Source organism: Nitrosococcus wardiae, assembly GCF_004421105.1.
Taxonomy (GTDB): Bacteria; Pseudomonadota; Gammaproteobacteria; order Nitrosococcales; family Nitrosococcaceae; genus Nitrosococcus; species Nitrosococcus wardiae.
Window position 1 is genome coordinate 1,460,441 of sequence record NZ_CP038033.1, and the last position, 22,495, is coordinate 1,482,935.

At 48.5% G+C, this 22,495-nt stretch carries 27 protein-coding genes and 3 pseudogenes; 14 read left to right on the forward strand and 16 right to left on the reverse strand.

Features of this window, described 5'->3' with window-relative positions; genetic code table 11:
• Positions 1-17: 17 nt before the first annotated feature.
• Positions 18-1,367 (forward strand): hypothetical protein, encoded by a 1,350-nt coding sequence (locus E3U44_RS19890; RefSeq protein WP_134357469.1) that lies wholly within the window; start codon positions 18-20, stop codon positions 1,365-1,367.
• A 118-nt stretch (positions 1,368-1,485) separates the two neighbouring features.
• Here the strand turns inward: E3U44_RS19890 and E3U44_RS07155 are convergent, their stop codons facing one another.
• Positions 1,486-1,719 (reverse strand): hypothetical protein, encoded by a 234-nt coding sequence (locus E3U44_RS07155; protein ID WP_134357471.1) that lies wholly within the window; start codon positions 1,717-1,719, stop codon positions 1,486-1,488.
• Positions 1,720-1,914: 195 nt separating this feature from the next.
• On the opposite strand from E3U44_RS07155, the gene E3U44_RS07160 reads away from it, so the two are divergent.
• Positions 1,915-3,084 (forward strand): porin, encoded by a 1,170-nt coding sequence (locus E3U44_RS07160; protein ID WP_134357473.1) that lies wholly within the window; start codon positions 1,915-1,917, stop codon positions 3,082-3,084.
• 72 nt (positions 3,085-3,156) lie between these two features.
• Positions 3,157-3,378 (forward strand): annotated as a pseudogene (locus tag E3U44_RS19895) (DUF4277 domain-containing protein); the annotation flags it as partial.
• Between the two features lie 1,161 nt (positions 3,379-4,539).
• Here E3U44_RS19895 and E3U44_RS07175 read toward each other — a convergent pair.
• The 10 genes and pseudogenes from E3U44_RS07175 to E3U44_RS07215 all read right to left on the reverse strand — a co-directional run bounded on the left by E3U44_RS07175 (position 4,540) and on the right by E3U44_RS07215 (position 9,921).
• The gene (locus E3U44_RS07175; protein WP_134357476.1) at positions 4,540-4,764 is read right to left on the reverse strand and encodes a type II toxin-antitoxin system MqsA family antitoxin; all 225 of its coding nucleotides are present in this window, start codon (positions 4,762-4,764) and stop codon (positions 4,540-4,542) included.
• A 217-nt stretch (positions 4,765-4,981) separates the two neighbouring features.
• Positions 4,982-5,158: a hypothetical protein gene (locus tag E3U44_RS19235; protein WP_166805017.1), complete on the reverse strand. Its 177-nt coding sequence runs from the start codon at positions 5,156-5,158 to the stop codon at positions 4,982-4,984.
• Between the two features lies 1 nt (position 5,159).
• Entirely contained in the window at positions 5,160-5,327 is a 168-nt protein-coding gene (locus tag E3U44_RS20570; protein ID WP_166805018.1) for a glycoside hydrolase family 15 protein, read from the reverse strand.
• Positions 5,328-5,404: 77 nt separating this feature from the next.
• Positions 5,405-6,217: an SDR family oxidoreductase gene (locus tag E3U44_RS07185; protein ID WP_134357479.1), complete on the reverse strand. Its 813-nt coding sequence runs from the start codon at positions 6,215-6,217 to the stop codon at positions 5,405-5,407.
• Positions 6,218-6,352: 135 nt separating this feature from the next.
• Positions 6,353-7,735 (reverse strand): mercuric reductase, encoded by a 1,383-nt coding sequence (locus E3U44_RS07190; RefSeq protein ID WP_134357481.1) that lies wholly within the window; start codon positions 7,733-7,735, stop codon positions 6,353-6,355.
• A 41-nt stretch (positions 7,736-7,776) separates the two neighbouring features.
• A complete protein-coding gene (locus E3U44_RS07195) occupies positions 7,777-8,103 on the reverse strand; it encodes a plastocyanin/azurin family copper-binding protein (protein ID WP_134357483.1) in 327 nt (108 codons plus the stop codon).
• Positions 8,104-8,178: 75 nt separating this feature from the next.
• On the reverse strand, positions 8,179-8,838 hold the full coding sequence (locus E3U44_RS07200; protein WP_134357485.1) for an IS630 family transposase: 660 nt from the start codon (positions 8,836-8,838) through the stop codon (positions 8,179-8,181).
• Positions 8,817-9,128: pseudogene (locus E3U44_RS07205) on the reverse strand (helix-turn-helix domain-containing protein); the annotation flags it as partial. The pseudogene E3U44_RS07205 and the gene E3U44_RS07200, both read right to left, overlap by 22 nt.
• Before the next feature lie 70 nt (positions 9,129-9,198).
• A pseudogene (locus tag E3U44_RS07210) lies at positions 9,199-9,678 on the reverse strand (c-type cytochrome); the annotation flags it as partial.
• A 15-nt stretch (positions 9,679-9,693) separates the two neighbouring features.
• Positions 9,694-9,921 (reverse strand): hypothetical protein, encoded by a 228-nt coding sequence (locus E3U44_RS07215; RefSeq protein ID WP_134357491.1) that lies wholly within the window; start codon positions 9,919-9,921, stop codon positions 9,694-9,696.
• A 253-nt stretch (positions 9,922-10,174) separates the two neighbouring features.
• Here E3U44_RS07215 and E3U44_RS07220 point away from each other — a divergent pair, with 253 nt between their 5' ends.
• The 4 genes from E3U44_RS07220 (at position 10,175) to E3U44_RS07235 (ending at position 12,546) form a co-directional block, all read left to right on the forward strand.
• Positions 10,175-10,486 carry a carboxymuconolactone decarboxylase family protein gene (locus E3U44_RS07220; protein ID WP_134357492.1) on the forward strand — a complete coding sequence of 104 codons (312 nt, stop codon included), beginning with the start codon at positions 10,175-10,177 and terminating at the stop codon, positions 10,484-10,486.
• Between the two features lie 36 nt (positions 10,487-10,522).
• Positions 10,523-10,714, forward strand: a complete 192-nt coding sequence (locus tag E3U44_RS07225) for a carboxymuconolactone decarboxylase family protein (RefSeq protein WP_134357493.1) — start codon at positions 10,523-10,525, stop codon at positions 10,712-10,714.
• 325 nt (positions 10,715-11,039) lie between these two features.
• Positions 11,040-11,975 carry a DUF3179 domain-containing protein gene (locus E3U44_RS07230; protein ID WP_166805021.1) on the forward strand — a complete coding sequence of 312 codons (936 nt, stop codon included), beginning with the start codon at positions 11,040-11,042 and terminating at the stop codon, positions 11,973-11,975.
• The gene (locus tag E3U44_RS07235) at positions 11,968-12,546 is read left to right on the forward strand and encodes a hypothetical protein (protein ID WP_134357496.1); all 579 of its coding nucleotides are present in this window, start codon (positions 11,968-11,970) and stop codon (positions 12,544-12,546) included. Before E3U44_RS07230 ends, E3U44_RS07235 begins: the two co-directional genes overlap by 8 nt.
• Here E3U44_RS07235 and E3U44_RS07240 read toward each other — a convergent pair.
• Together E3U44_RS07240 and E3U44_RS07245 are read right to left on the reverse strand one after the other, a co-directional pair.
• A complete protein-coding gene (locus tag E3U44_RS07240) occupies positions 12,543-12,803 on the reverse strand; it encodes a zf-HC2 domain-containing protein (protein ID WP_134357497.1) in 261 nt (86 codons plus the stop codon). The two genes, E3U44_RS07235 and E3U44_RS07240, sit on opposite strands and share 4 nt — an antisense overlap.
• Positions 12,797-13,417, reverse strand: coding sequence for an RNA polymerase sigma factor (locus tag E3U44_RS07245; protein WP_134357498.1), 621 nt, complete (start codon positions 13,415-13,417; stop codon positions 12,797-12,799). Before E3U44_RS07245 ends, E3U44_RS07240 begins: the two co-directional genes overlap by 7 nt.
• Before the next feature lie 654 nt (positions 13,418-14,071).
• Between E3U44_RS07245 and E3U44_RS07255 the strand changes: the two genes are divergently transcribed.
• From E3U44_RS07255 to E3U44_RS07275, 5 genes are all read left to right on the forward strand, one after another.
• A complete protein-coding gene (locus tag E3U44_RS07255) occupies positions 14,072-15,298 on the forward strand; it encodes a tyrosine-type recombinase/integrase (RefSeq protein ID WP_134357501.1) in 1,227 nt (408 codons plus the stop codon).
• Positions 15,299-15,473: 175 nt separating this feature from the next.
• Positions 15,474-16,238 (forward strand): hypothetical protein, encoded by a 765-nt coding sequence (locus E3U44_RS07260; protein ID WP_134357503.1) that lies wholly within the window; start codon positions 15,474-15,476, stop codon positions 16,236-16,238.
• A 95-nt stretch (positions 16,239-16,333) separates the two neighbouring features.
• Entirely contained in the window at positions 16,334-16,567 is a 234-nt protein-coding gene (locus E3U44_RS07265; RefSeq protein ID WP_134357504.1) for a helix-turn-helix transcriptional regulator, read from the forward strand.
• A gap of 20 nt (positions 16,568-16,587) precedes the next feature.
• A complete protein-coding gene (locus tag E3U44_RS07270) occupies positions 16,588-18,177 on the forward strand; it encodes a DUF3631 domain-containing protein (RefSeq protein ID WP_166805022.1) in 1,590 nt (529 codons plus the stop codon).
• 213 nt (positions 18,178-18,390) lie between these two features.
• Complete coding sequence (locus E3U44_RS07275) at positions 18,391-18,597, forward strand: hypothetical protein (RefSeq protein ID WP_134357507.1); 207 nt, start codon at positions 18,391-18,393, stop codon at positions 18,595-18,597.
• A gap of 247 nt (positions 18,598-18,844) precedes the next feature.
• On the opposite strand, the gene E3U44_RS07280 is transcribed toward E3U44_RS07275, so the two are convergent.
• Positions 18,845-19,231, reverse strand: coding sequence for a hypothetical protein (locus tag E3U44_RS07280; RefSeq protein ID WP_206054916.1), 387 nt, complete (start codon positions 19,229-19,231; stop codon positions 18,845-18,847).
• A gap of 373 nt (positions 19,232-19,604) precedes the next feature.
• Between E3U44_RS07280 and E3U44_RS19245 the strand changes: the two genes are divergently transcribed.
• Positions 19,605-19,775: a hypothetical protein gene (locus E3U44_RS19245; RefSeq protein WP_166805023.1), complete on the forward strand. Its 171-nt coding sequence runs from the start codon at positions 19,605-19,607 to the stop codon at positions 19,773-19,775.
• 35 nt (positions 19,776-19,810) lie between these two features.
• Positions 19,811-21,385, forward strand: coding sequence for a hypothetical protein (locus E3U44_RS07285; protein ID WP_134357509.1), 1,575 nt, complete (start codon positions 19,811-19,813; stop codon positions 21,383-21,385).
• Here the strand turns inward: E3U44_RS07285 and E3U44_RS07290 are convergent.
• Together E3U44_RS07290 and E3U44_RS19250 are read right to left on the reverse strand one after the other, a co-directional pair.
• Complete coding sequence (locus tag E3U44_RS07290; protein WP_134357510.1) at positions 21,382-22,233, reverse strand: hypothetical protein; 852 nt, start codon at positions 22,231-22,233, stop codon at positions 21,382-21,384. The genes E3U44_RS07285 and E3U44_RS07290 overlap by 4 nt on opposite strands.
• Before the next feature lie 13 nt (positions 22,234-22,246).
• Positions 22,247-22,417, reverse strand: coding sequence for a hypothetical protein (locus E3U44_RS19250; RefSeq protein ID WP_166805024.1), 171 nt, complete (start codon positions 22,415-22,417; stop codon positions 22,247-22,249).
• Positions 22,418-22,495 lie beyond the last annotated feature (78 nt).

The following is a 22,495-nucleotide window of genomic DNA, read 5'->3' on the forward strand; positions in this document are numbered from 1 at the left end:
GAAGAAAATGCATAGAGATGTGGCTACCGTTAGTCGGTGTTCCCAGCCTAATAAAGGAGGGTCTTGAGCCTTACCGAGAGTTCTTTTGTCGGGACGCCGGGTTTGAGCATGTGAGTCGCTATATCACGGGATTGTTGCTCAGTCCCAATAAGACGCTGCAAGGGATTGATGCCCAGCAGGTTTGGGCGAAGGCTGGAGGGGTGAGCCGACGAGCGATGCATGCGGCGGTGTTTGAAGCCGGCGGGGATAGTGAGGGGTTGCTGGCGCGCCATCGAGCGGTGGTCGCAGGCGAACATCGAGGACGGGGCTTGGAAGTCATGGTTCTGGATTGGACCTACGTACATCATGACCGGGGACCTGAGATTTACGCCACCAAGCGGGCTTATGACCCCGTCGAAGGTCGGATGAGTACCTACCCGACGCTGGTCACGGCGGTAGTGGCCCATGCCGATAGGGTCGATGGTTTAGCGCTAGAGGTTCAGTTTCCCAACTCTCAAGCCGAAGAGTTAGGCTATTTGAACATGACGGCCCAAGAGGACTACACCGCTCTGGAGCAGGCGCGAGAGCGATTTATCGACTTGCTGCATTATCAGAAGAACCGTCTGTCGTATCGCAAACGCACCGAAATCGCTGTGGAGATGGTGCGCCAACTCGAAGCCGAGGGCCATTTTCCGCAGGCACCTTATGCCTTTGATAATGGGGTGCTCTCGTTACCGTTAATCCAGCTCATTGAACAGCAGGGGAAGCATTGGGTTTCGGAGCTGGAAAGCTCTCGGCTCATTCAATGGCAGGGGCAATGGCGGCGGGTCGATGAGATCGCCGCCGAGTTGCGTCAGCAGCATCCCGAGAGCTTTCGTCGCGTCAACGTGAAGCGGCGTAGCGGTGAGGAAAAAGCGTTCTGGGCCTTTACCAAGACGGTGCGGTTGAAGCGCTATGGGCGCAAACGCCTGGTCATTGTTCATGAGCAAGCCGATCTCAGTGATACTCCTCGGTTTCTACTCACCGATGCCCTGCACTGGGAAGCAGGCCGGGTGATTCGGGTCTGGAGCGATCGCTGGCCGGTGGAGATCTTTCATGAGTTCTGCAAACAAGCCGTGGGCCTGGAAGCGTCTCAGGTACGTAAGGAGGAAGCGCTCAAACGCCACTTCCGCTTGAGTGGCGTAGCGCAGTCGTTGCTTCAGCGGACCCCGGCGGGTGGCAGAAAATCAGAACGATTTGCCTTTGCTGAAGATAATCAGCAAACCGTCGCTCAGAAGCTCTATACCCTCACCCGTGATGCCTTGAGTCAGTGGGTGCAGTTGGCACAGGGCCTCTTCGCTCAGGGGCAATCTTATCAACAGGTTTTGGAGCGACTCATGCCCGTCTAAATCAAGCCCGCTCTCAGCATGGGGAGGGTAACGTTCCAAGTCATGAGAAAACGCGAATAGGCTGCCATACTTATTGTTTTATGTTTTAGGTGGGCCAATTTTATTGGCCAAAACTGGATCAATTTCGCTGGCCATTGATAAAAATGGTGATAGCAACGCTGATAGCCCATGCATGGGGATCACCCTCCGCATGTTCCACTAGCAAGTTTAGGGCCGCGTCGGCTTCCACTAGGCTGGCATCTGCCAAAAGGCGTTGACCTCGTAGCTGCCCTTCCCCCTGCCAATACGGGATAAGCCGCTCAAAGATCTTAGCAAAAATCGACTCTCCAAAACGATCCCGAATGCGGCTCATCGAGGAATGACTTTTTCAACAGGCCGTCTAGAATTTTACACCCTCGGGAAGCTAGATTTTAATCAGCATAAAGTAAAAACAACGGCTTACGACTGGGTTGCCAAAAGCGTATTGCACTTTTAACATATATTAAAAATGTTTTTTATGCAATCATAAATAAGTCACGTTTTAAAAAGGTCAGATGAGGATGTTGTAGTGCTCACTTACCTTCTAAAAGCCAATCGTTGGTTATTCATCTTATATGGCACATTTTATATTGCGTTTACTGCCTTTGCGCAGGATAAGGGCCTCATCGATAGCTTAACCGGGATCAAAATTAATGAAACTGCGTTTATGAGAGCACTAGGCGCCAACTTTGGAGGTTGGGTAGAAATCGGTTTTACGGGCAATCCACAAAATCCGGCTAACGACTCGAATGCGCCCGTCGCTTTCAACGATGGCGCCAATCAATTTAAACTACACCAAGTATACGGATTTATCGAAAACAAAGCTGATACAGGCGGAAAGAATTGGGATATTGGATTTCGTGCTGATTTGCTTTACGGAAATGACGCCCACTTTACCTCCACAATTAATTTTGATACCAACGTTCTTGATGATCAGCTGGTATTTCCTCAAGGGTATGCGGATATTTACGCTCCCATAGGTAACGGCATTACGGTAAATATTGGGCATTTTTACACCATCATCGGTTATGAGTCCGTGCCATCAACAAACAATTTTTTTCTCTCGCACGCTTACACCATGCTCTATGGCGAACCCTTTACTCGAACAGGTATTCTCTTCTCTTACCCACTCAATGAAAATTTTACGGCTATAGGTAGCATTGCGACGGGCTGGGATACCTTTCTTAGACAGCCCATCAATTATTCAGGGAAGATTTTTTATGCAACAAATGATAAGAAAACATCTGCATCTGTTGCTTTTGTTACAGGAGATGTGAAAACAAACAATCTAGATAACGATCATAACCGGACGCTCTATAGCATAGTAATGGAGCATGATATCACCAGCAGGCTTCATTATGTGCTGCAACACGATTTAGGATTTGAAGAAAAGATAATAACAGGCCATTCAGCTCACTGGTATGGAGTTAATCAATATTTATTTTATCAATTCTCAAACCATCTCAGTGCAGGATTGCGCGCTGAGTGGTTTTCTGATCAAGACGGCGTCAGAGTTATTGGAAATAGAAAGAAAGAGAATTTTATTGATATAGCGCTTGGCTTAAACTATCAGCTCACCCCTGGCTTAACTATGCGTCCAGAAATAAGATATGATCATGCGACTGAAAATAAGGTATTCAACGATAATAAGAGCGATGATCAAATATTATTATCTTTAAGTGCAATTCTTAGTTTCTAGTATCGTTACCGTTTAAATAACCTGGCCTAATGTGAAACTAAGACGATAGAGCATCTGGGCTTGGTAGCCGGGATGTTTGATAAATTAGGGATTGGCGAGTTGCTCGATGAGGTGATGGTTTAAGATTTCGAACAACGCCAAGTCACGGTGGGGCAGGCGGTCAAGGCGATGGCGCTCAATGGTCTGGGGTTTGCTAATCGCCGGCTCTACCTGACGCCGCACTTTTTTCGGAATAAACCGACGGAGCAGCTGATGGGAGAGGGGGTGACCCCGGAGAAGCTCAATGACGACACCTTTTTTGATGCATCAAATTTGAGAGACTATAAGCTGAAATTCCCTCTCTTATCCCCATTTTCTGCTCCATTGCCCTTCAACTCCATTTTAGGCGGTTCCTTTCGGCACGCCTCTTCCTCCGCTGCACCCACGATCGTGGGCTGGCCGGGAGTTCGATTGTGCGAGCCCAAGAGGAGGGGAGTTGCCGTCGATGACTCCAGATCGAAAAAGCGCAAGAGTGTTGTGATGCAATCACGGTCATTGAGGTCTTGGGGAGAGTGCAACGTGAAACAGGAGCCTCACTTATCAACGATCGAGAAACGCTATGGCGCGATTCTCAATCTCAATCCACTGGATAAGGTACCGCTGAAAGGAGGTGATCTGTGCTAAGTCGAACAAACTAGCTCACCTTAAAAGGGCTGGCAAGATTTTCCCTAAGCGCAAATCATACTGGTTGAAACTTTCCACGCTCTCCCCTGTTGATCCTCTCCTAATTGACCCTCGTGCGTTAAAAATGGGGAGTTTAGTTTAATGACATTCCCTTTGAGTTTATTCGGAAACGTTAAACCTCGTTCACTTAGCGCGGCCCAGAGGTCTATATCAATTATACGCGCTGGCTCTTTGTCCCAGAGTAGAATGACATACGTGGAAGCTCCCTTGTAACGAGTACTCATCGTGGCATCATTCAGTTCTGCCCCTTCGGCAACGACGGCTTTAACTTTATGACCTAAAGACCACCCCTGGGGGGTTTTATAGTTAACGCAAACGACTTGCTTGTCGATGGCAGCAGTTGTATGAGCAATCAAGAGGAAGCACACTACACTCACTACCCTTCTCAACATGGCAAACTCTGATTAGTTTAAGGGAGACATCTCTTTATAACTTGCATTATAGAGTTTTTATCAGGATATTCTTTTTTTCTTGAGGGCTTTACCTCTAAACATTGAGTGGCATGGAAACTCTCTGAGCGCTGATTGATCTTTAGTAAACGCGGCTATTTCATAGGCATTCGGCTTCTATGGTTTTGTATATGCAGAGGTTTTCCGCTTTGCTTAAGCATTCAGCCGCTGTGTGGGCCGCACTCGTTACCGTGGTCATGTTTTTTCAAAGAAAATAGGCCGGCAGATCATTCATCTTTATGGGATTTATATTCCCTTCACACTGGGATATTTCTTTTTCGATTTACGCTGCCCAGCGTAGAATTTCCACCTCAGCGCCCCGGCTGACGGCAGTCTCCGCCAGCACCAGAACCCGCTCCGTCATCTCTTCCGATAAATAATATTCGCCGCGGTTATCGCAGACCTGGGCCGGCACTTCTTTGATCACCACTGTGGTCTCCCCCCGCTGAAGGGTGACCGTCGTTCTGCCAGTCCGGATCTGCCCAGTCTTGCAGATCACGCAATTCATGTTTGCCTCCGTATCTTGATTGTCATTACTGTGTGCCGGCGCATTCTTTTCTTGCTAGGCAGGTCCATATTGCACCTGAAGTAATAGCAGCGATCCGTGAGGACCAACCCATTCCGGAGGAGAGACTGGAGGCTTTGAGACGTTTTATCTATAATTTTGTTAGAGAAGCGTGGATGGACCGAGGAAGCCGATCTTCAGGCCTTTTATGACGCAGGCTTTACCCAGAGATTCGAACTGGCCGTGAACCTTTATATCCTTCCCAGTGGGGCAGTTCCTGCTCCTTGAGTTCCGCTTCACCCCGCAGGCCATAGAGCACCTGTAACTCAGAGTGAGAACCGCGGATAATTCTCTCCAGCCAGTGGAGGTATTCTTCCAGCTCCGTCAGATGGCCCATATTAAATAGCGCATCGAGGGTGAGGGCGCGCATCGAGGGTGAGGGCGGAGTCTCGAATCCAGGTATAACGATAGTCCCAGTTACGGATGCCGCCCACTTCTTTAGGCAACGAAGTTGTCGCCGCAGCCACTATGGCGCCTGTGGGTTGGAATTCGAGAAGTTTAAGCACGAGTGCAGAACGCCCAATAATCGCTGATCTTTTTATAGTGGTGCATTGCGACCGCTTTGTGGTGGATACGGTTGTTCTTATCCTCCCTCGGTAAATCCGGGATAGAGCATCATGCCCCCATCGACGAACAAGGTTGCCCCGTGGACATAGTCCGAATCGTCAGAGGCCAGCCAGACGGCAGCTTTGGCGATGTCCTCCGGAATGCCCACCCGGCCGTAGGGGATTTTTTCCAGAAGTTGCGCTTCCGCTTCGGGGGTTTCCCAAGCCTTGCGATTAATCGGTGTCTTGATGGCACCGGGCGCGATGCTGTTAACCCGAATCTTATGTGACGCCAGCTCTTGGGCCATGCTTTTCATCAATTGCATGAGGCCACCTTTGGAGGCGGCATAATTGACGTGCCCCGACCAGGGGATGACCTCGTGTACCGAGCTAATGCAGAGGATCTTGCCGGCGGCGCACGAGACCTCGGAGCGAATGCCGCGGCGGATGAATTCACGAGCTGCCTCACGGGCACAGAGGAACTGCCCTGTCAGGTTAACGGCAAGGACTTTGTTCCACTGCTCGAAGGTCATTTCGACAAAAGGCGCATCCTGCTGAATGCCCGCATTGTTCACCAGGATATCGACTGTACCGAAAGCCTCAATCGTCTTCCGGAACATCGACTGGACCGGCTCTTCCTGGCTGACATCCGCCTCGATAGCGATTGCCCCACGGCCAGCGGCCTGAATGTCGTTGACCACTTTCCGAGCCGCTTCCCAGTCGCTGAGATGGTTAACCACGACGCTGGCTCCTGCACCCGCCAGCGCCTTGGCCACTGCCCTGCCAATGCCCGAACTGGCCCCGGTTACGATGGCCACCTGACCCTGTAAAAGCGGCTGCCCTTCATTCATAATTTTCCTGCCTCTGGGGATAACTGACGACGTCGCCTATTGTGAATGACACCCTGCTCGGCTAATGCGTGTGCGGCGAGCTGGCAGCCTTCATGGAGACTGCTTTGGTGCGACTTGTTCTCGTCGCTAGGATAGTCACTCTTCGAACGCCGCGAACAGGGAGTTGAATGCTTCAGCCCAAAGGGGATGGGCGAACATGCCATCGCGCAGTGCGGTGTAGGGCACCTGGCCCCTCATGGCAATCTGGATCATGGACATAATTTCGCCTCCTTCCGGGCTGAAAATCGCACACCCCAGGATCTGTTCAGATTCTGCATCCACAATGGCCTTCATCAGGCCCCGGGTCTGGTCGGTTTCCAAGGCGCGTGCTACCTGGTTCAAGGGCAGCTTGGCCACGCGAATCTTCCGGCCTTGCTGACGGGCTTGCTGTTCCGTCAGTCCCATCCGGCCGAGCTGGGGGTCAATGAATACGGTATATAGCACCGGCCGTCCAGCGATGGAAGCCTCTCCGCCCTCGAGCAGGTTCGTTTGGAGAATCCGATAATCGTGGTAGGAGACGTGGGTAAACGCGGGACCGCCTTTGACATCGCCGAGGGCATAGATGCCGGGCACATTGGTCTCCAGGCGCTCATTAACTTTGATGAATCCCCTGTCATCCGTGCCAATGCCCGCCGCTTGGAGGTTGAGAGCCTGGGTGTTAGGTACCCGGCCGACTGCCACCAGCAGATGACTGCCGTCCAGTGTCCGTTCGCCGTCCGGCGTCTCGACCGTCATTCGAATGATTCCATCCCCGTTTTGTTGGACCTTCTGGGCAGTGCTCTGAAGCAGTATCTCAATGCCCTCGTCACGCAAGATATTGGCAACTTCTTCAGCGATATCGGGATCCTCCTGGCTGAGCAGTTGCTCACCCCGATCCATCAGGGTCACAGCGCTGCCAAAACGCCGGAACATTTGGGCAAATTCCAAGCCCACGTATCCGCCACCCAAGACCAGCAAGTGTTCGGGGACCTCGTCCAGTTCCATGATCGAGGCATTGTCGAGCGTCGGCACTTCTTTCAACCCCTCGATAGGGGGCAGGGCAGGCTGAAGTCCCGTGTTGATGACTATCAGCTCAGCGCTCAGCTGCTCTATTTCCCCCTTTGGCTTTTGAACGCGGACAGTGTTGGAATCAACGAACGCGGCTTCCCCGCGAATCAGGTCCAGGTGGTTTGTCGATTCGAGCCCTTTCTCGCTCCCGCTGCGGAACCTCTCTACAAGGGCGCGTTTCCGCTCACGGACTTTTGTCATGTCCATACTCACCGAGCCAGTTCGCACGCCGTAGTCCCCAGCCCGGCCAACCAGATGAGCCACGCGGGCGCTGGCCACCATCGTTTTGGTCGGGGTACAACCATCATTGATGCAGGAGCCACCGACCTCGGCTCGCTCAATGATAGCCGTCCTGCGGCCTGCCTTGGCCAAAGCGCCGGCGAGCGGATTCCCGCCTTGACCGGTACCGATAATGAGCGCGTCGTATTTCATGGAGGGTCCTCTTTAACTTCTCAATAAGAACCAATCGGTTTTTATTGGATAATCACTTCACCGACCATACCGGCTGCTTCATGGGGAATACAGAAGTACCGATAGGTGCCCTTCACCGTGAAAGTATGCTGGAACGTCTCTCCAGGGCCGAGAAGCCCCGAATTAAAAGGCTCGGCCCCCCTAGGCAAAGCGACATCTTCTGCCCTAGCGGCTTTGGCTGGAACTGCGGTTACGGTATGCACCAGTACCGACTGGCTTTCCCATGGGACGGTCTCACCCATCATCCCCTGGGCTTCGTGGGGAATACAGAAGTAACGGTAAGTGCCAGGCACCGTGAAGGTATGCCGGTAAGTGCCGCCAGGAGGAATGTTACAGCATTTCCCGTTTAGGTCGACACTTTAGTCTGGAGAATAAAGAAGCCCATCGCGCCTTTGCGTATGAGGTTAGTCCCGGATGCCCACATGCCCCAAATAGGCTTTGGCCTGCTCTGGCGTAAGGGTGTGGAGGGCCTGAGCGAGGGCCTCATATAAGGCTTTTTTGGTTCGCGCTTGGGCTTTTCGGAGCCGGTGTTTCACCTGGGACCAGGCCATTTCAATGGGGTTAAGATCAGGGGAGTAGGGAGGTAAATAAAGGAGTTCAGCACCGGTTTGCTCAATGAGTTCAGCGACCCCCTCGACGTGATGGGCGGCGGCATTATCCAAAATCACACACTGGCCTGGTTTGAGTTGGGGGCACAAGAAATGCTCTAAGAAATAGAGAAAGACGGCCCCGTTTAAAGTGCCCTCAAAGCACATGGCCGTGACCAGCCCCGGGGAGGAAAGCGCCCCGAGGGTGCTAATGCGTTGCCCCCGAGAAGTGGGTTTTTCCCCATAGGCCCGCTGACCTTTGGGAGCCCAACCGTATTCTAAAGTCAGGTTTAACACCGCCCCCATTTCATCGAGAAAAATCAGCTCTTCGGGGGCATACGCGCAGAGGCGTTCTTGATGGGCGGCCCGCTGTCGTTGGACCGGCTCGCTCTCGCGCGTGGGCTCATAGAACGTCTTTTTTTTCGCGTGAGGTTCAGCCGCTTCAACGCGCGGTCCATAGCACTTCGGCTCATCGATACCCCAAAGTGGCGCTCATAGCGTTCACACAGCTGCACCAGCGTTAACTCCGGCCGCGCCTTGAGCCACGCCCGGATTTGAGCCCCTCCGGCTTCATCGACCTTCGGCTCCACCCAGCCCCCCATCGGCTCCGGAGCAATGCGCTCACGTTCCTGGTAGCGCTTCCACCACCGCTTGAAGGTCCTCACCGAAACCAAAAACCGTTTCGCCACCGCCTCCTGGCTCAGTTCCCCCTGCTCATAGCAGGTGATCAGTTTTTGACGTAAATCATTCGAGTAAGGGGCGGGCATTTTCACTTCCTCCTAGCTCACTGGGTATTCAATAGATAAAAAGCTAACCTCTCCCCCTTGTCGTGTCAACTTAAACGCGCATAGCAATACCCGAGTTAAAAGGCTTGGCCTGCTGAGGGAGTTTGACATCCTTGGGATCCATAGCGAGTGTCGGATCAGCCGTCACCGTGTGCACCAAGGTCGAGGTATTCTTCCAGACCAGCGTTTCATCTTCCTGGATCGTGATACGCTGGGGCTTAAAGGTTAGTTGATCGGTTAGAGTAATCGGGGCTTTTTCATGGGGCTCCTGCTTCACAGCAGCCGCCATTTTCTGATACGCCGCGGGGGTTATCTCCGGCAATGTCTGGACAAAGGCAACCAATGTCCAGAGCACCTCATCTTGGTAGGAGACCCCCCAAGCGGGCATACCCGTCATGCGGATTCCATGATTAATAATCCAAAACAGTTCTTCGGCCGACCACCGGGAAACAGTTTCGCTAAGCTCAGGTGGCTCCGGTGTGAGCCCCTCCCCGGTTTCTCCTGGAGACACTCCCGGAGCCCCATGGCAGGTTTCACAATGTTCCCGCTAATGGCGAAACCCTTCTGCTATCTGGGCCGGTTCTCCAAGCGAGGGAACATCGATATCTTGAGCGTGATAACGCACCGATTGCACCATGGCGGTACTGAGGAGCCAACGGCCAAGCGGAGTATGCGGTTCGGTGGCGGCTACATTGAAATAACCTGAAAAAATAACCCCTACTGCAAGAATAGCCGCCAGGAGTGCCAGCGCTCCGATGACTGCCAGTGTTCTCATTCGCCGGTACCATTGCGTTCTTAGACACGGTGATTAACCTGGACTAATGGAAGCACCCTTTGTTACAGCCCATGTCTTCTTACTTTCATGGACTTTTTTCTCAAGGGGCGTCATTCAATCACTTAGCATAGACCGTCATAAACCCTATTGATAAGGGGTAGAGGGATCCATGCTGTGCTAGAGTAAAGAGAAGAAGGAGTGATGCGGATTGCGGTGTCACTCCACAAGGCTGCTGCAAAGCTGGAGATGGCTTATGTCCTACTTACCTTCGCTGCCCAAAGGCACTTTATTAGAGGTTTTCAAGGCTTATCCCGCATTAGCGCGCCCTCTCCACGCGTTTGCTGAAACCCTCATGCGGGGTCCATCGCCCTTTAGCGAAGGAGAACGCGAGTTCATTGCTGCCTTTGTCTCAAGTTTAAATGGTTGCGACTATTGCCGCGCTTCGCACGCCGAGGTCGCCTCCCGCTTTGGTGTCGACAAAGCTTTAGTGGAGGCCTGTGTAAATGACATTGAAAACAGCGGCCTACCCGAGCGACTCAAGCCGGTGTTGCGCTATTGTCAATGACTTAACAACACTCCAGACCAGGTTGACCCAACGTTAGTGGATGCGGTACTCGAGGCAGGGTGGGATGAGACCGCCCTATGCCATGCGGCCTTGGTCTGCGGTTTTTTCAATCTCATGAATCGGTGGGTGGAGGGTCTAGGTTTGCCTACGGACCCTGAAATGGTTCAATTAGCAGGCAAAATGCTCCATGAACAAGGATACCAGGGGGTGACAGCGTTTTTGAAATAACCTCTTGCCTAGGAGGGATTCCCTTCAAAATTAATGTCACCCCTTAAGAAAACTTCTCCCTCTGGATTTTAGCGCCTTTTATTTTTACCTCTATTTTTAAACTCCACTGTAATAATTCTCTCTGTGGTGCGTCCAAAATAAGTAAGTCATCTTTTCAATCGTGAGAAGACAATGCAACCTATTAAATGGCTCCACCTCAGTCACTGGCTGACCCTCGGTCTGGTGAGCAGTAGCCTATTCTTTTTTTTCTGGTTTCTTTGCTCCCTTTTCTAAAGCGGAATATGGTGACCAGGGCACAGAAATCCGCCTTCCGGTCACTCCGCACGTGGTTCCGCTTTTTTATTCACTGGATGAATATGCCCAACAGGGGGTTTCGGGAGGCCCTGGAAAAGAGGGTATTCCGGCCATTGATACACCGCAGTTTGTTTCTGCGCGCAGCGCCGAATCGTTCCTGAGACCGGAGGATATTGTCTTTGGGGTAGTATTGAATAACGACATCAAAGCTTATCCCCAGAAAATTCTGGTCTGGCATGAGATTGTCAATGACCGCTTAGGTCACGAGAAGGTGAGTGTGACTTATTGTCCTTTGACCGGCACGGCCATGGGTTTTAAGCGGGGAGAGACCACGTTTGGGGTTTCCGGTCGGTTGGTAAACAGCAATCTCCTCATGTATGACCGGGCAACCAACAGCTACTGGCCGCAAATTTTAGGCACTGCAGTCAGCGGTCCTTTCAAAGGAAAATCCTTAGAAGAATTTAGCGTGATCTGGACCACCTGGGGGCGCTGGAAGCAAAGGTATCCTGAGACAGCGGTGCTTTCGGAAAACACCGGCTATATCCGAAATTATCATCGGGATCCCTATGGATCGTACCATCCTCTCAGTGGTTATTATGCCAAAGGCTCATCTCTCCTTTTCCCCGTCCTGCATCGAGACCGGCGTTTTGATTCTAAGGCAGTCGTGCTGGGCGCAAGAACAAGAGAAGGAGCAATTGCTTTTAAAAAGCATTCCTTACGGGCAAAAAAAATCATGGAGGGGAGTTTAGGCGACAAGCAATATACTGCCGTTTATGACCCGGTCCTGGATACGGGATATCTCTATAAAAATCCCGATGGAAAGCGGTTTATTTATGAAAAAGGTCACTATACCCATGCTGATAGGCAGTGGGAAGCGAGGGAATTGCCCCTAGAAAAGGTGAATGCTTTCGACGCCATGTGGTTTGCCTGGGTCGCGTTCTATCCAAAAACCGATACCTATGAGTAACATGTTGGCGAAAACTTTATCAGCCGTCCGATTAATCATCAAGAAAAAACAAACCAGGGGTATTTTTTTACTTTCTAGCACACTGTATCTTTTAGTTTATCTTTTTGCCATTGGTGATCTCAGTTTTAATACTGCACCTTATCATTTTGTTATTCGCTGGAGTGATCAGCCTTTTTCTCTGATTTTTAAATCTATCTCGCCTTTCTATTTTGAGGCCATTGCCTTGATAAAGCTGTTCTTTTTGACCTATTTATTTTCTCCCCTAAATCTTTTCTTGGCAGGGGTGCTTTCTTTGCTGGTTGGCTTCAACATTGCTTTTAGCTATCTGGCCTTCACCCAGCCTAAAGTCTGTTATGGACAATCCACGGTAGGGATTTTGGCTGCTTTGCCGGCGCTTCTGGCGGGCTCAGCTTGCTGTGGTCCACTTATACTGCTCGTGCTAGGCATTCAGGCCTCTGCGGCCTTGATGGCCTTTTTTGGATGGCTTATTCCCGTGGCTATCCTTCTTTTAGTAGGCGCTTTACTCTTGAACGGTCATAGAATGAATCTCTCTGATTTGGAAAACCGCTAATCCATTTTTTTGATGCCATCCTCTGGTTGTAAAAAATAGGCCCTCAGGCGGTCGATTTGTTTATCCATTACTTCCTCTGGAATTTCAGGGCGAGGCATTTGCCTAAAAGCTATCGTCACTGCACGGAGTTGCCGTAGATAACGGCGGCAATGACGGCAGAGAAAAAGATGCAAGCGTATACCCAGGCGTTGCTGCCAGGGCAGTGTGCTTTCCAAATAGTCGCTTGCTTGTTCGGTCACTTCTCGACAACTTAACATCCTTTCCCCCTTTCATAATTTTCAATGGCGGCACGCAGCTGTGCTCGCGCCCGATAAAGGAGTACCCTGCCATTAGTGGCGGAGATTTCAAGAATATTACAAATGTCTTCCATCGCCATGCCTTCCCTATCGCGCAAGATGAGGACAGCCCGTTGCGCAGGCGGCAACGCGGCAACGGCTTTGGTTAAGCATCTTTGAAGTTCTTCGCTGGCAAGAAGCGCCTCGGGGGTTTCCTCATGCCAAGGCCAGGGAGGGGATAACCAATGGCCGCGGGCATGAAAACGATGGCCTTCTGAAAAGGGGGGATTATCTTCCCATACCAGGTGGGTGTGTCTGCGGCGTCTCTCACGCTGCAGGCGTGTTTTTGCAGTATTGCTGAGGATGCGTAGAATCCAAGTCTCCAGGCGGGCACGCCCTTCAAAATGAGGCAGTCCTCGAATCACTGCTAACCAGGTGTCTTGGACAATTTCCTCAGCAAAAGGCTCTCCGACGATGGCGCGGGCTAAGCTGAGCATTTTGCCTTGATAAGTGCGGACCACCCAGACAAAAGCTTCTTCATCACGGGCACGTAAGCGTTTTATCAGCGCCTCCTCGTTAGGAGGAGAGGAACCCATGGCCAACTCTTCGGACTGTTGTCACAAAACCCCTTTTTTTACTCAATAATTTTATCATTGTACTCTGAGGCATCCATATTGCCGCGCAGGTCGTCGCAGGCGCGGAAGAGCAAACTCGATAGCTGGCTCAGAGTCAGCTTCTTGGTCATGCATCAAACTCCTTGCATTCTGCAACCCTGTGGGTACTGGCGGGAAGCCTATTTTAACGAGTTGTAGAGGGAAAGACTCATTATAAGTTTATCTTTTTGTTTTCGTGCTTCTGAAGGCAGCATCGACATTTCCTGGATGACTTGAAGAAGCTGAACCAGGAGGGATTGGAACAAAAGCTCGAGGATCTCCGCAGGGAAAGAGAAAAGCTGGCAAGGTGCTGAGAGTGGGTATCGGGAGCAGACGACCATTATTTCGCAGGTGGAAAACTGCACACTGCTGTAAGACCAGACCATGATGAAAGTTATTTGTATTTTATAAATCAATAACTTATTATAAAATAATGGCGGAGAGGGCGTCCGTCTAATTTGTATCTCATAAAACTTTATCTTATCTAATAAGTATAAATAAATTAATAGCTTGAGATTTGCTATTCTCTTGGAACGTCTCATTTAATGCGCTAAAATCGCATTCCATAATGTGGGTAAAGACGTGGGTAGAGATAGCATGGCAAGAGCAATCAATAAGCTTACCCCTCTGGCTGTAAGTAAGAAAACCCAACCGGGTTACTATGGTGACGGCGGCGGCCTGTGGCTGCAAGTGAGCAAATCAGGCTCCAAAAGCTGGATTTTCCGTTTTACTTTAAACGGCAGATCCCGTGAAATGGGGCTGGGAGCCATTCATACTATATCGTTAGCAGAGGCCCGCGAAGAAGCACACCGCTGCCGACAATTTCTGAGGCAAGGGGTTGATCCCCTCCAAATTAAACGTGAGAAAGCAGTTGCTAAACGTCTTGAAGCCGCCAAAGCCATGAGTTTTGATGAATGTTCCGCTGCCTACCTTAAGGCCCATCGTTATAGCTGGAAGAATGCCAAACATGCTGCGCAGTGGAAATCCACACTTTCCACCTATGCTAGCCCTGTGTTTGGTCGTCTTCCTGTGGCTGAGGTTGATACAGCTTTAGTAATGAAATGCCTTGAACCGATTTGGCAGGAAAAGACTGAAACCGCGAGCAGGCTTCGTGGCCGTATTGAATCGGTATTGGATTGGGCTACCGTTCGCGGCTATCGCCACGGCGATAATCCGGCCCGGTGGCGGGGGCATTTAAATAAGCTATTGCCAGCCCGGTCTAAGGTACAAAAAGTAAAACACCATGCAGCATTGCCTTACAAGAAAATAGGCCTATTTATTCAAACATTACGCCAGCAAGAGGGTATTGCTGCCCGTGCCTTTGAGTTTGCTATTCTAACTGCTGCTCGCACTGGAGAAGTTACCGGAGCCACTTGGGACGAAATTGATTTGGCTGCCAAAGTGTGGACACTTCCAGCCAGCCGCATGAAAGTAGGTAGGGAACACCGTGTGCCATTAAGTAATCGGGCGATAGCAATTCTGGAGGAGATGGAAAAATTTAATGGTGCGTACATCTTCCCTGGCCAGAGTAAAGGTAAGCTCTCTAATATGGCTTTTCTGATGCTGTTGCGTCGTATGGAGCACAAAGGTTTAACCGCCCATGGTTTCCGCTCTACCTTCCGCGATTGGGCCGCCGAAATGACAGCTTATCCGCGAGAAGTAGCCGAAATGGCGTTAGCACATGCTCTAAACAATACGGTTGAGGCTGCCTACCGGAGGGGAGATCTGTTCGAGAAACGAGTCCGCCTGATGGCCGATTGGGCACTCTATTGTGAGCAGGAACCACTTAATGTTGATGTGACGCCAATCCGTCAACAAGCCTAAGTTTTCCTCCCTCTTTGGAACAAGATGAGGGGTATGGGTACAACCATTAAAATTAAGAAACTGTTACTCTCTATTAGAACCCCTGCCTAAATTTTGCCGCTTGAAAATAATTTACTTTCAATAAGTTAATGGATTAACTGTCTGAGGGATCGCCTTACGCTTGAAAGGGTGCAATATGCTGAAACCGGATTATTTAACCGTGCCTGAGCTAGCCGAACGGTGGGGACAAGGTGTTAAGCAAATTCTCTTCCATGCTTTGAATTTTAAGTTTCGGGCTTATTTCCTATTTGATGGCATAGTCTCCAATTATGGGGCTCCTAGACCCATTAACCACATAGAAGAGCATACATTACACCAAGAATACCAAGAAGAGATATACGGCTTACTTAGACTTACGCCGCGCCACCTTTTTGAGATATTAGACAGGGGAAAAACCTTATTTCCAAACCTGGCCTACCATCCTGAAGGGCCTTTAGTAGTCCGTAAAGTAAAGGGGCAGAAGGTATTAGATGGGCCAATAATGAAGCTCTCGCCCCCTTTAGGACGGGATACTTTTCTTAAAGCCTTCCTTGCAGCGGATGATGTATTGGTGTTGCTTACTGATGTGCATGCTTTAGAGGAAAGAAATAAGCAGCCGCCAGCTAACAAGCTTAAAAAAAGGGAACCGTTTACCAAGGCTAAGCGGGCTGATCCCATGCGTCTACTACTTGAAGATCTTATCTCAGAAATGGAAAGTGAAGAAGAAAAGGTAACAGCCGCTACCGTGATGCACCGATTGCGTAAAACGGTTGACATAGGGGAGTGTGTGGTCGACATATGTCCTAAAGGTGTGATATGGGAACAATCGTCCGGTCAGCCTAAGACTCTGACTATGGATGCGCTTAAAAAGCGCCTCCAGGCTATGGGATACCCGAAACAAGGGAGGGTAAAGGGAAGATAAGCCTGCAAAGGAGAGGATAAGCCTATCAAGTAACATCAGGATTTTTATTTTGCTGAACTGTCCTTTCGTTTCAAAAAATACAAAGACAGTTCACGATGAATGAAAGAACTTTGCTCCAATTCGATGCTCTTCCTGATTCGGCTCTAGCAGATATCAATACCATTGCTGCCTATCTGGGACGGGGAGTCTCTACGGTATGGCGATGTGCTAAAAGTGACCCCCTATTTCCAAAGCCGATTCGATTATCTGCCCGCTGCACCCGCTGGAAAGTGGGCGAGATTCGCGCCTACGTAGCTGCCAAGGCAGGCGAAAGTGATGGATGCCATTAAGGAAAGCAAGGGGGCACGGCATGCAAAGTAGTTCAAAAAAACTCAAGGGAGGAAAGTGTTCTCATAAAGCGGACGCCATACCCACCGACTTTAACGGCTTACACCAGCTTGAGGGATTGGAAGAGGTAAAGCGGCAATTACCGGAAAGTACTTCCTTCTCTAATAATTCTAGAGTAACCGATGGGACGGAGATTTTAGAACAAGCAGTTACGAGGCTGGCGGCGTTAAAGCCATTGGAATATGAGCAGGTACGGGAGGTTGAGGCGCAGCGTTTTAGCGTTCGTGTGGTTGCCTTAGACAAGGAAGTGGAGCGGGTACGCCGAGAGCTAGGCGGCAAAGAGGAAGGCCCCCATTTGGGAAGGGAGATTACTTTTGATGAGCCGGAGCCTTGGCCAGAGCCCGTCAACGGCAATGGATTGCTGAATGAAGTCAAAGCGGTATTTAATGGCTATTTAGTGCTCCCCCCAATGGCGTCAAGCATTCTTGCTGCCTGGACAGTGCACACTTACCTCATAAACGCGGCGCACGCTACCCCTTATTTACATATTTCCTCGCCACAGCCCCAGTGCGGTAAATCCACACTTTTGGATTTGCTGGAGGCGCTTGTCTACCGGAGTTTTAAGTTCGCTAGTGCTTCTCCATCGGCAATATTCAGAGTTATCGAAGAGCACCACCCGACTCTGCTGATTGATGAAGCGGACTCCTTCTTAAAAGAAAACGAGGATTTGAGGGGGATACTCAATGACGGTTATAAGCCCAACGGTAGTGTTCTTAGGACAGTCTCCATTAATAATGAGCATCAAGTCAGAGCTTTTTCTACCTGGGGAGCCAAAGCCATTGCTGGGATAGGAAATCTGCCCACCACGATTGCTGATCGCTCTATTGAAATTACGCTCAAGCGGAAGCTGCCGACCGAGAAAACGAAACGGTTAAGGCTGCGCACGATTGGTAAGGAACTGCTACCCCTACGCCGAAGAATTGTCCGCTGGGTTGAAGATAATAAAGAGGCTATCGCCAAGGCAGAGCCCTTAATACCCGATGAACTGAGCAACCGGCGCGAGGAGGTATGGGAAACGCTGTTTGCTATAGCCGATTGTGCAGGGGGTGATTGGCCGAAAGTAATGCGCCAGATAGCCGGACAGCAAAACACTAGCAGCGGTGACCAACCAGCGGAGTTGCAGCTATTAGCGGATATTCTTTCGGTTTTTGAAGACAAGCAAATTGATCGAATTTTCTCTAATGAATTGGTGGATGCACTCATAGAAATGGAGGATCGCCCCTGGGGGGAGTGGAGGCGAGGAAAGCCGATAACAAGCAACTTATTATCCAAGCTACTTAAGCCTTTTAAGATTAAAGCTAAGCAGGTATGGATATCCCCTAAAAACCGTAATGGCTATTTAAAAACGGATTTTGATGATGCCTATATCCGGTACGTAGGCTTTCAAAGGTCTAGAACTCTAAAGGCCCCGTCAGGCAAGAATTACAGCCATTTTCAAAATTCTAGAGGAAATGAAGCTCGAGAGTCTCACAAACCACCAGAATCCGCGCTAGACGAGGGCTCTAGGGTTTTAGAATTTCAAAGCCCGGAGTTTGAGGGGAAGAGCAAATGAAGACCCCCTTTGAGCATGATAAGGGGGCTGTCTGATGGAGGCACGCACCCTAATTGCACACCTAGAGGATAGGGATATCTATCTGGGTATCAATGCTGACCGGATTACAATCGATTCCCCAACAAAAGTATAATGAGTGAGGACTTACGCCCCAGATACTTCGTGAATACAAGCCGAAGAGTGTAGAGCTTTTAAGGGAAGTGAGCAAGAGCAATGAAGATAGCACCGGAGGCTATTCTCAAATTGGTGAGGGAGTTCAATATTCACCTACCCACCTCAGGAAATGGGCATCTAATATTCAATGCCCCAAGGAACATAGGAGAACTACTGGTGAGAAATGCTGAGGCCATACAAACCTCGATTGTTGGGGGTAAGGCCGCCAGCCTTGGAGAATTAAAAATAATGGCGAAAACGATCTGAGAGCAGTAATTCTTTGACTTACCCTACTCAACTACTCTATTGCTACTCCTATGTAACTTTAAACTCCAGAAGCTAGCCATTTCCTAGACTAGACCCTCATCTAGGCATGACCAACAGATTGGTAATGAGTTTTGTATCTCAGTGCTATACAACGAAGCAACTGCACCTGCAAATACACTAAAAAGTGCTGTTCTCAGGTAGTTTTCTGCAGGTAACGGTATTTATAGAATATAACGAGGTGGGAGATTCAGTCTTTATGAAGAGGGAGAGAAGCATCTTTAAGAACAAATTCTATTTTGACGGGATCAGGGATAGATTCACCTGGCAAGATATCGGGTTTGTCTTTCCACAGGGTGGGGGCACGGTTTTTGAGATAGAAGATCATTGCTGTAACGTTGCCTTTTACCGCTTTATTAAATAATGCGTTCGCCACATGAGCTAATCCCTTAGCCTGGCCTCTTTTTATAGCCTCCGCAATCTCTGGATTAAGCGTTTTATGCTTATATAGGGTGCTTTCTGAAATCCCAAGGGCAGCCGCAATCTGTTCATGGGTTAAGCCACAAGAAGCAAGCTCCTCTACCCGATTAATTGGTATCTTTGCTTTCTGTTTCCCACGTACCATTTTCAGGGCCAAGTGGATGGGAGAAGGGGTGCGGTGTCACAAAGATAATAAGCGTTCAACTTAGTAAGTTATTTTATCTGCTTAAATTTTAGGTAGGTTAAACTATAAGTATTGATTTATAGTATACCCCTAAACTATAAGCGTTGTCTATAAAACAACAAAGATAATGGACCAAGTTAAAGCACAAGGAGTCTGCGGTAATTTTCTCAAGCGGGCTATATTCTCCCGAATTCTGCCGCTATTTCTAGATGATTAGCTGTAAGCTAAAAAGTAGATTAGGGGAGCTTTTTTTTTCTAGTCAAGTTCTCTATATATATGTATAGTTTGAGGCTCAAAGCAAGACCCATTTGACTATTATCATATAAATACCTTGGAGATCAAGGAGATGGAAATAAAAGGTAAGCAGACGCTTAAGTATATGAGCAGCGTTGAACGTGCTCAAGCGAATTATGAAGCCCTGCTTCGGGAAGGCCAGCAATTGCGCCAAAACGTCAAAGAGCGCCTCGAAGCGGTTACTAAAATTAGCGACAAAAAAGTAAGACTAAGGCTGCGGTAGGATGAGAGTAAAGAGAAAGAGGCCAGCATTCTACTATGTCCACTAATACGCTTGCTAAAAACCAATTCGGCAAGCGCCCAAATAATTGGATTGAATGTGAGCCGTTTTTAAAAGAAACTTTCATAGACATTGTCCAGAAGGCTAGCAGTTTTTTAGATGAACATAGCTGGGAAGCTAATCCCCAAGTACAATATTTGTCACATTACTTAACCTCCTTGAAGGCTAAGTCTTTAGTAGTAGAATACCATTATATTGATAGGCACTTCATGGAAGAGGCTAGTCTTTACTATTCTAAGAGCCTGATTCCGCGGCCAAACTGGACAACTCGTGTGCACGTCTTTAGTGATCTCATGGACGAGGAACGAATTGATGAGGCAATGCGTACTGCTGCGTCTGGTTACATAGCTAAAGTTACGGAAGAGCTTCAGCAATCCTATTGTGGTTATATAGTTATAAGGCCTTTACCATCTGCCCCTATTGGTAGGACGGTGCTAAAGCATTTAAAGTGCCGAGAAGGCGATAAAAAAAGGGAGTTTCTCACATGCCAAGCTTATACCATACATTTCTTAGGTTTCGAATTGACGGTTCATGGCATTGCTTTTCAGCAGCAAGATAGAGCTGTTGCGGCGTGCGCAACAACTGCAATTTGGTCTTCGCTTCAGCGCGTGACCCGCAGGGAAGGAGCAAGATCACCAACTTCTTGGGAGATTACTGAGGCTGCAGTGCGGCATTATCTTCCACGGGGACGTCCATATCCATCCTCAGGTTTAACTATAGAGCAGATGTGTGAAGCTCTACGTGCCTTTGGATTTGCCCCAGATTTGTTAGTGGCAGAGGAATCATCCAGTCCTAATGAATTTCTGCTTTTGATGGATATATATTTGAGATCCGGTATTCCTATTATTCTGACATTTCGGACTGGAGAATGGGGACATGCTGTAACGGTGGTTGGTTATGGAACATCTCATAAGATTTCGACTCCTTATGAGATCAGCTCGGGGGAAAAGACATATAAAATCGTCCTTCACAATCTCGACTATGACCGTATCTATATTCATGATGACCGACTGGGTCCATATGCCCGCTCTACTTTGAATATTGGTAAACAGAGCTTAACCGACAACGAAACCAGTTCTCCTCCGCAACTTGCTATTAACATAGAGTGGCCTAACGGGCAAATGGAAGAGCATAGTGTCTATTTAGCAGCTGTGCCTGTTTATCCAAAGCTTCGTACAAGTGCGAAAGAGCTTTTTGAGACTGCGATGGAACTCTTCCCATATCTTACCGAGGCTCTCTCCGATTTGAATCAGGAGCTTGGCCTGCTTGTCTACTTTGAACGTTCTGGAGAATACCAGGCGTCCCTTTATGGGAAAACAGTTAATCCTAGCAGAGTTCCTCAGTTTCAGAAAACTATTGCCCTGAGTAGATACGTCGGGGTTCACCGTTGGTATCTTGATGGTATGCCATTTATGGAAACGCTATGGGATACTACTGATACTATGCGTGAGAATAGATATGGTGAAAACTTGTTAGGAGTTACTTGCTTGAAACCTTCTCTACAAACCTTTGTTGATGGCCTTGCAAGTCGATATAATGCTGTCCTGGGTTAAGGAGAAAAGAACTTGTGCTGTTCTTTGCTTTTGCTTTTAGCTGGGATAAATTTAGCATAGAATTGCTTTAAGCGACTGGATTTCTGTTGTTCATTTGTAAGATATTGCCAGAGTTCAAGATCAAATAAGTGGCTTGAAACAATTTGGTCTGAAGACAGCACAATTTCGAGATCTTCTAGCTCCACATGCTTAAGCTGTGGTAATTCCTTATTAGTAATTTTATGTATTACTTCATAATCTGTTGTGAAATGGATTTTATGGTTATCAAGATCTCTGTACCCGCTCAGCATAGGTAATATTCTTACAGCTGATCTTTTTTCTACAGGATTTGGTGCCCATACTGCCCACCCTACAAAGACTTTGCCGCTACTTAATGTAAATAAAAGTGGTTGACTTTTTTCGGTGGACCTCAAAATTAATTTTTCAAAATCCTTATGCTTTATAGCAAGTTTTAATAATAGTTGTTCCCACTTAAAAAAAGGCTTTATACCAGAAAAGGGAATTTGAAAATTATACAAATACGGTATTCGCGGAAAGTTTAATAATTGCGCTAGTGCTGGTCCCAGCATAGCAGAAATAATTAGAACGGCTATTTTGGCCTCTTGCCCCCAGATAGGAGCATTTAGGTTTGACTGCCCATTAAAAAAGGATAAGAAATCTCGGTAGTTATGGAATTTTAAAAAAAGAATAATATGTATAAGAAAGGCGCAAATTACAAGAAAAAGTCCATAAAAAGCAGCTCTAAAATATAGTTTGTGGCCAGATTCACGGGAAGTATGATAGCGGGTATAAGACCAAATTGCTGAAAACGCATAACCGCCTACTATAGGCAATAACCCAGCAAGCATGAAAGCCGTTACTTTAATCTAATAATCCTTCTTTTTTTAATTTTCCTAAAATTTTAATTTGGCGTTTGGCTTCCGGTGTCTTTACAATTTCTGATGATTTTACGTGGACGACGCCAGGCCCACTAATTTCTATTTTTGGCTTGTAATCTTTCGATTTAAAAACATTCTTTATAGCTTCTTTCATCTATAAGGCATCCAATTCTAGCAGCTATGACAATATATAATTTTAGCAGCAATTATTATATTTTGCACCCATAAAAAT

Coding starts and splice junctions, on each gene's coding strand:
- E3U44_RS19890 (WP_134357469.1), top strand. CDS start 18: ATGTGGCTACCGTTAGTCGGTGTTCCCAGCCTAATAAAGGAGGGTCTT.
- E3U44_RS07155 (WP_134357471.1), bottom strand. CDS start 1,719: ATGAGCCGCATTCGGGATCGTTTTGGAGAGTCGATTTTTGCTAAGATC.
- E3U44_RS07175 (WP_134357476.1), bottom strand. CDS start 4,764: ATGAATTGCGTGATCTGCAAGACTGGGCAGATCCGGACTGGCAGAACG.
- E3U44_RS19235 (WP_166805017.1), bottom strand. CDS start 5,158: ATGGGCCATCTGACGGAGCTGGAAGAATACCTCCACTGGCTGGAGAGA.
- E3U44_RS07185 (WP_134357479.1), bottom strand. CDS start 6,217: ATGAATGAAGGGCAGCCGCTTTTACAGGGTCAGGTGGCCATCGTAACC.
- E3U44_RS07190 (WP_134357481.1), bottom strand. CDS start 7,735: ATGAAATACGACGCGCTCATTATCGGTACCGGTCAAGGCGGGAATCCG.
- E3U44_RS07215 (WP_134357491.1), bottom strand. CDS start 9,921: ATGAGAACACTGGCAGTCATCGGAGCGCTGGCACTCCTGGCGGCTATT.
- E3U44_RS07220 (WP_134357492.1), top strand. CDS start 10,175: ATGTCCTACTTACCTTCGCTGCCCAAAGGCACTTTATTAGAGGTTTTC.
- E3U44_RS07235 (WP_134357496.1), top strand. CDS start 11,968: ATGAGTAACATGTTGGCGAAAACTTTATCAGCCGTCCGATTAATCATC.
- E3U44_RS07240 (WP_134357497.1), bottom strand. CDS start 12,803: ATGTTAAGTTGTCGAGAAGTGACCGAACAAGCAAGCGACTATTTGGAA.
- E3U44_RS07245 (WP_134357498.1), bottom strand. CDS start 13,417: ATGGGTTCCTCTCCTCCTAACGAGGAGGCGCTGATAAAACGCTTACGT.
- E3U44_RS07255 (WP_134357501.1), top strand. CDS start 14,072: ATGGCAAGAGCAATCAATAAGCTTACCCCTCTGGCTGTAAGTAAGAAA.
- E3U44_RS07260 (WP_134357503.1), top strand. CDS start 15,474: ATGCTGAAACCGGATTATTTAACCGTGCCTGAGCTAGCCGAACGGTGG.
- E3U44_RS07265 (WP_134357504.1), top strand. CDS start 16,334: ATGAATGAAAGAACTTTGCTCCAATTCGATGCTCTTCCTGATTCGGCT.
- E3U44_RS07270 (WP_166805022.1), top strand. CDS start 16,588: ATGCAAAGTAGTTCAAAAAAACTCAAGGGAGGAAAGTGTTCTCATAAA.
- E3U44_RS07275 (WP_134357507.1), top strand. CDS start 18,391: ATGAAGATAGCACCGGAGGCTATTCTCAAATTGGTGAGGGAGTTCAAT.
- E3U44_RS19245 (WP_166805023.1), top strand. CDS start 19,605: ATGGAAATAAAAGGTAAGCAGACGCTTAAGTATATGAGCAGCGTTGAA.
- E3U44_RS07285 (WP_134357509.1), top strand. CDS start 19,811: ATGTCCACTAATACGCTTGCTAAAAACCAATTCGGCAAGCGCCCAAAT.
- E3U44_RS07290 (WP_134357510.1), bottom strand. CDS start 22,233: ATGCTTGCTGGGTTATTGCCTATAGTAGGCGGTTATGCGTTTTCAGCA.
- E3U44_RS19250 (WP_166805024.1), bottom strand. CDS start 22,417: ATGAAAGAAGCTATAAAGAATGTTTTTAAATCGAAAGATTACAAGCCA.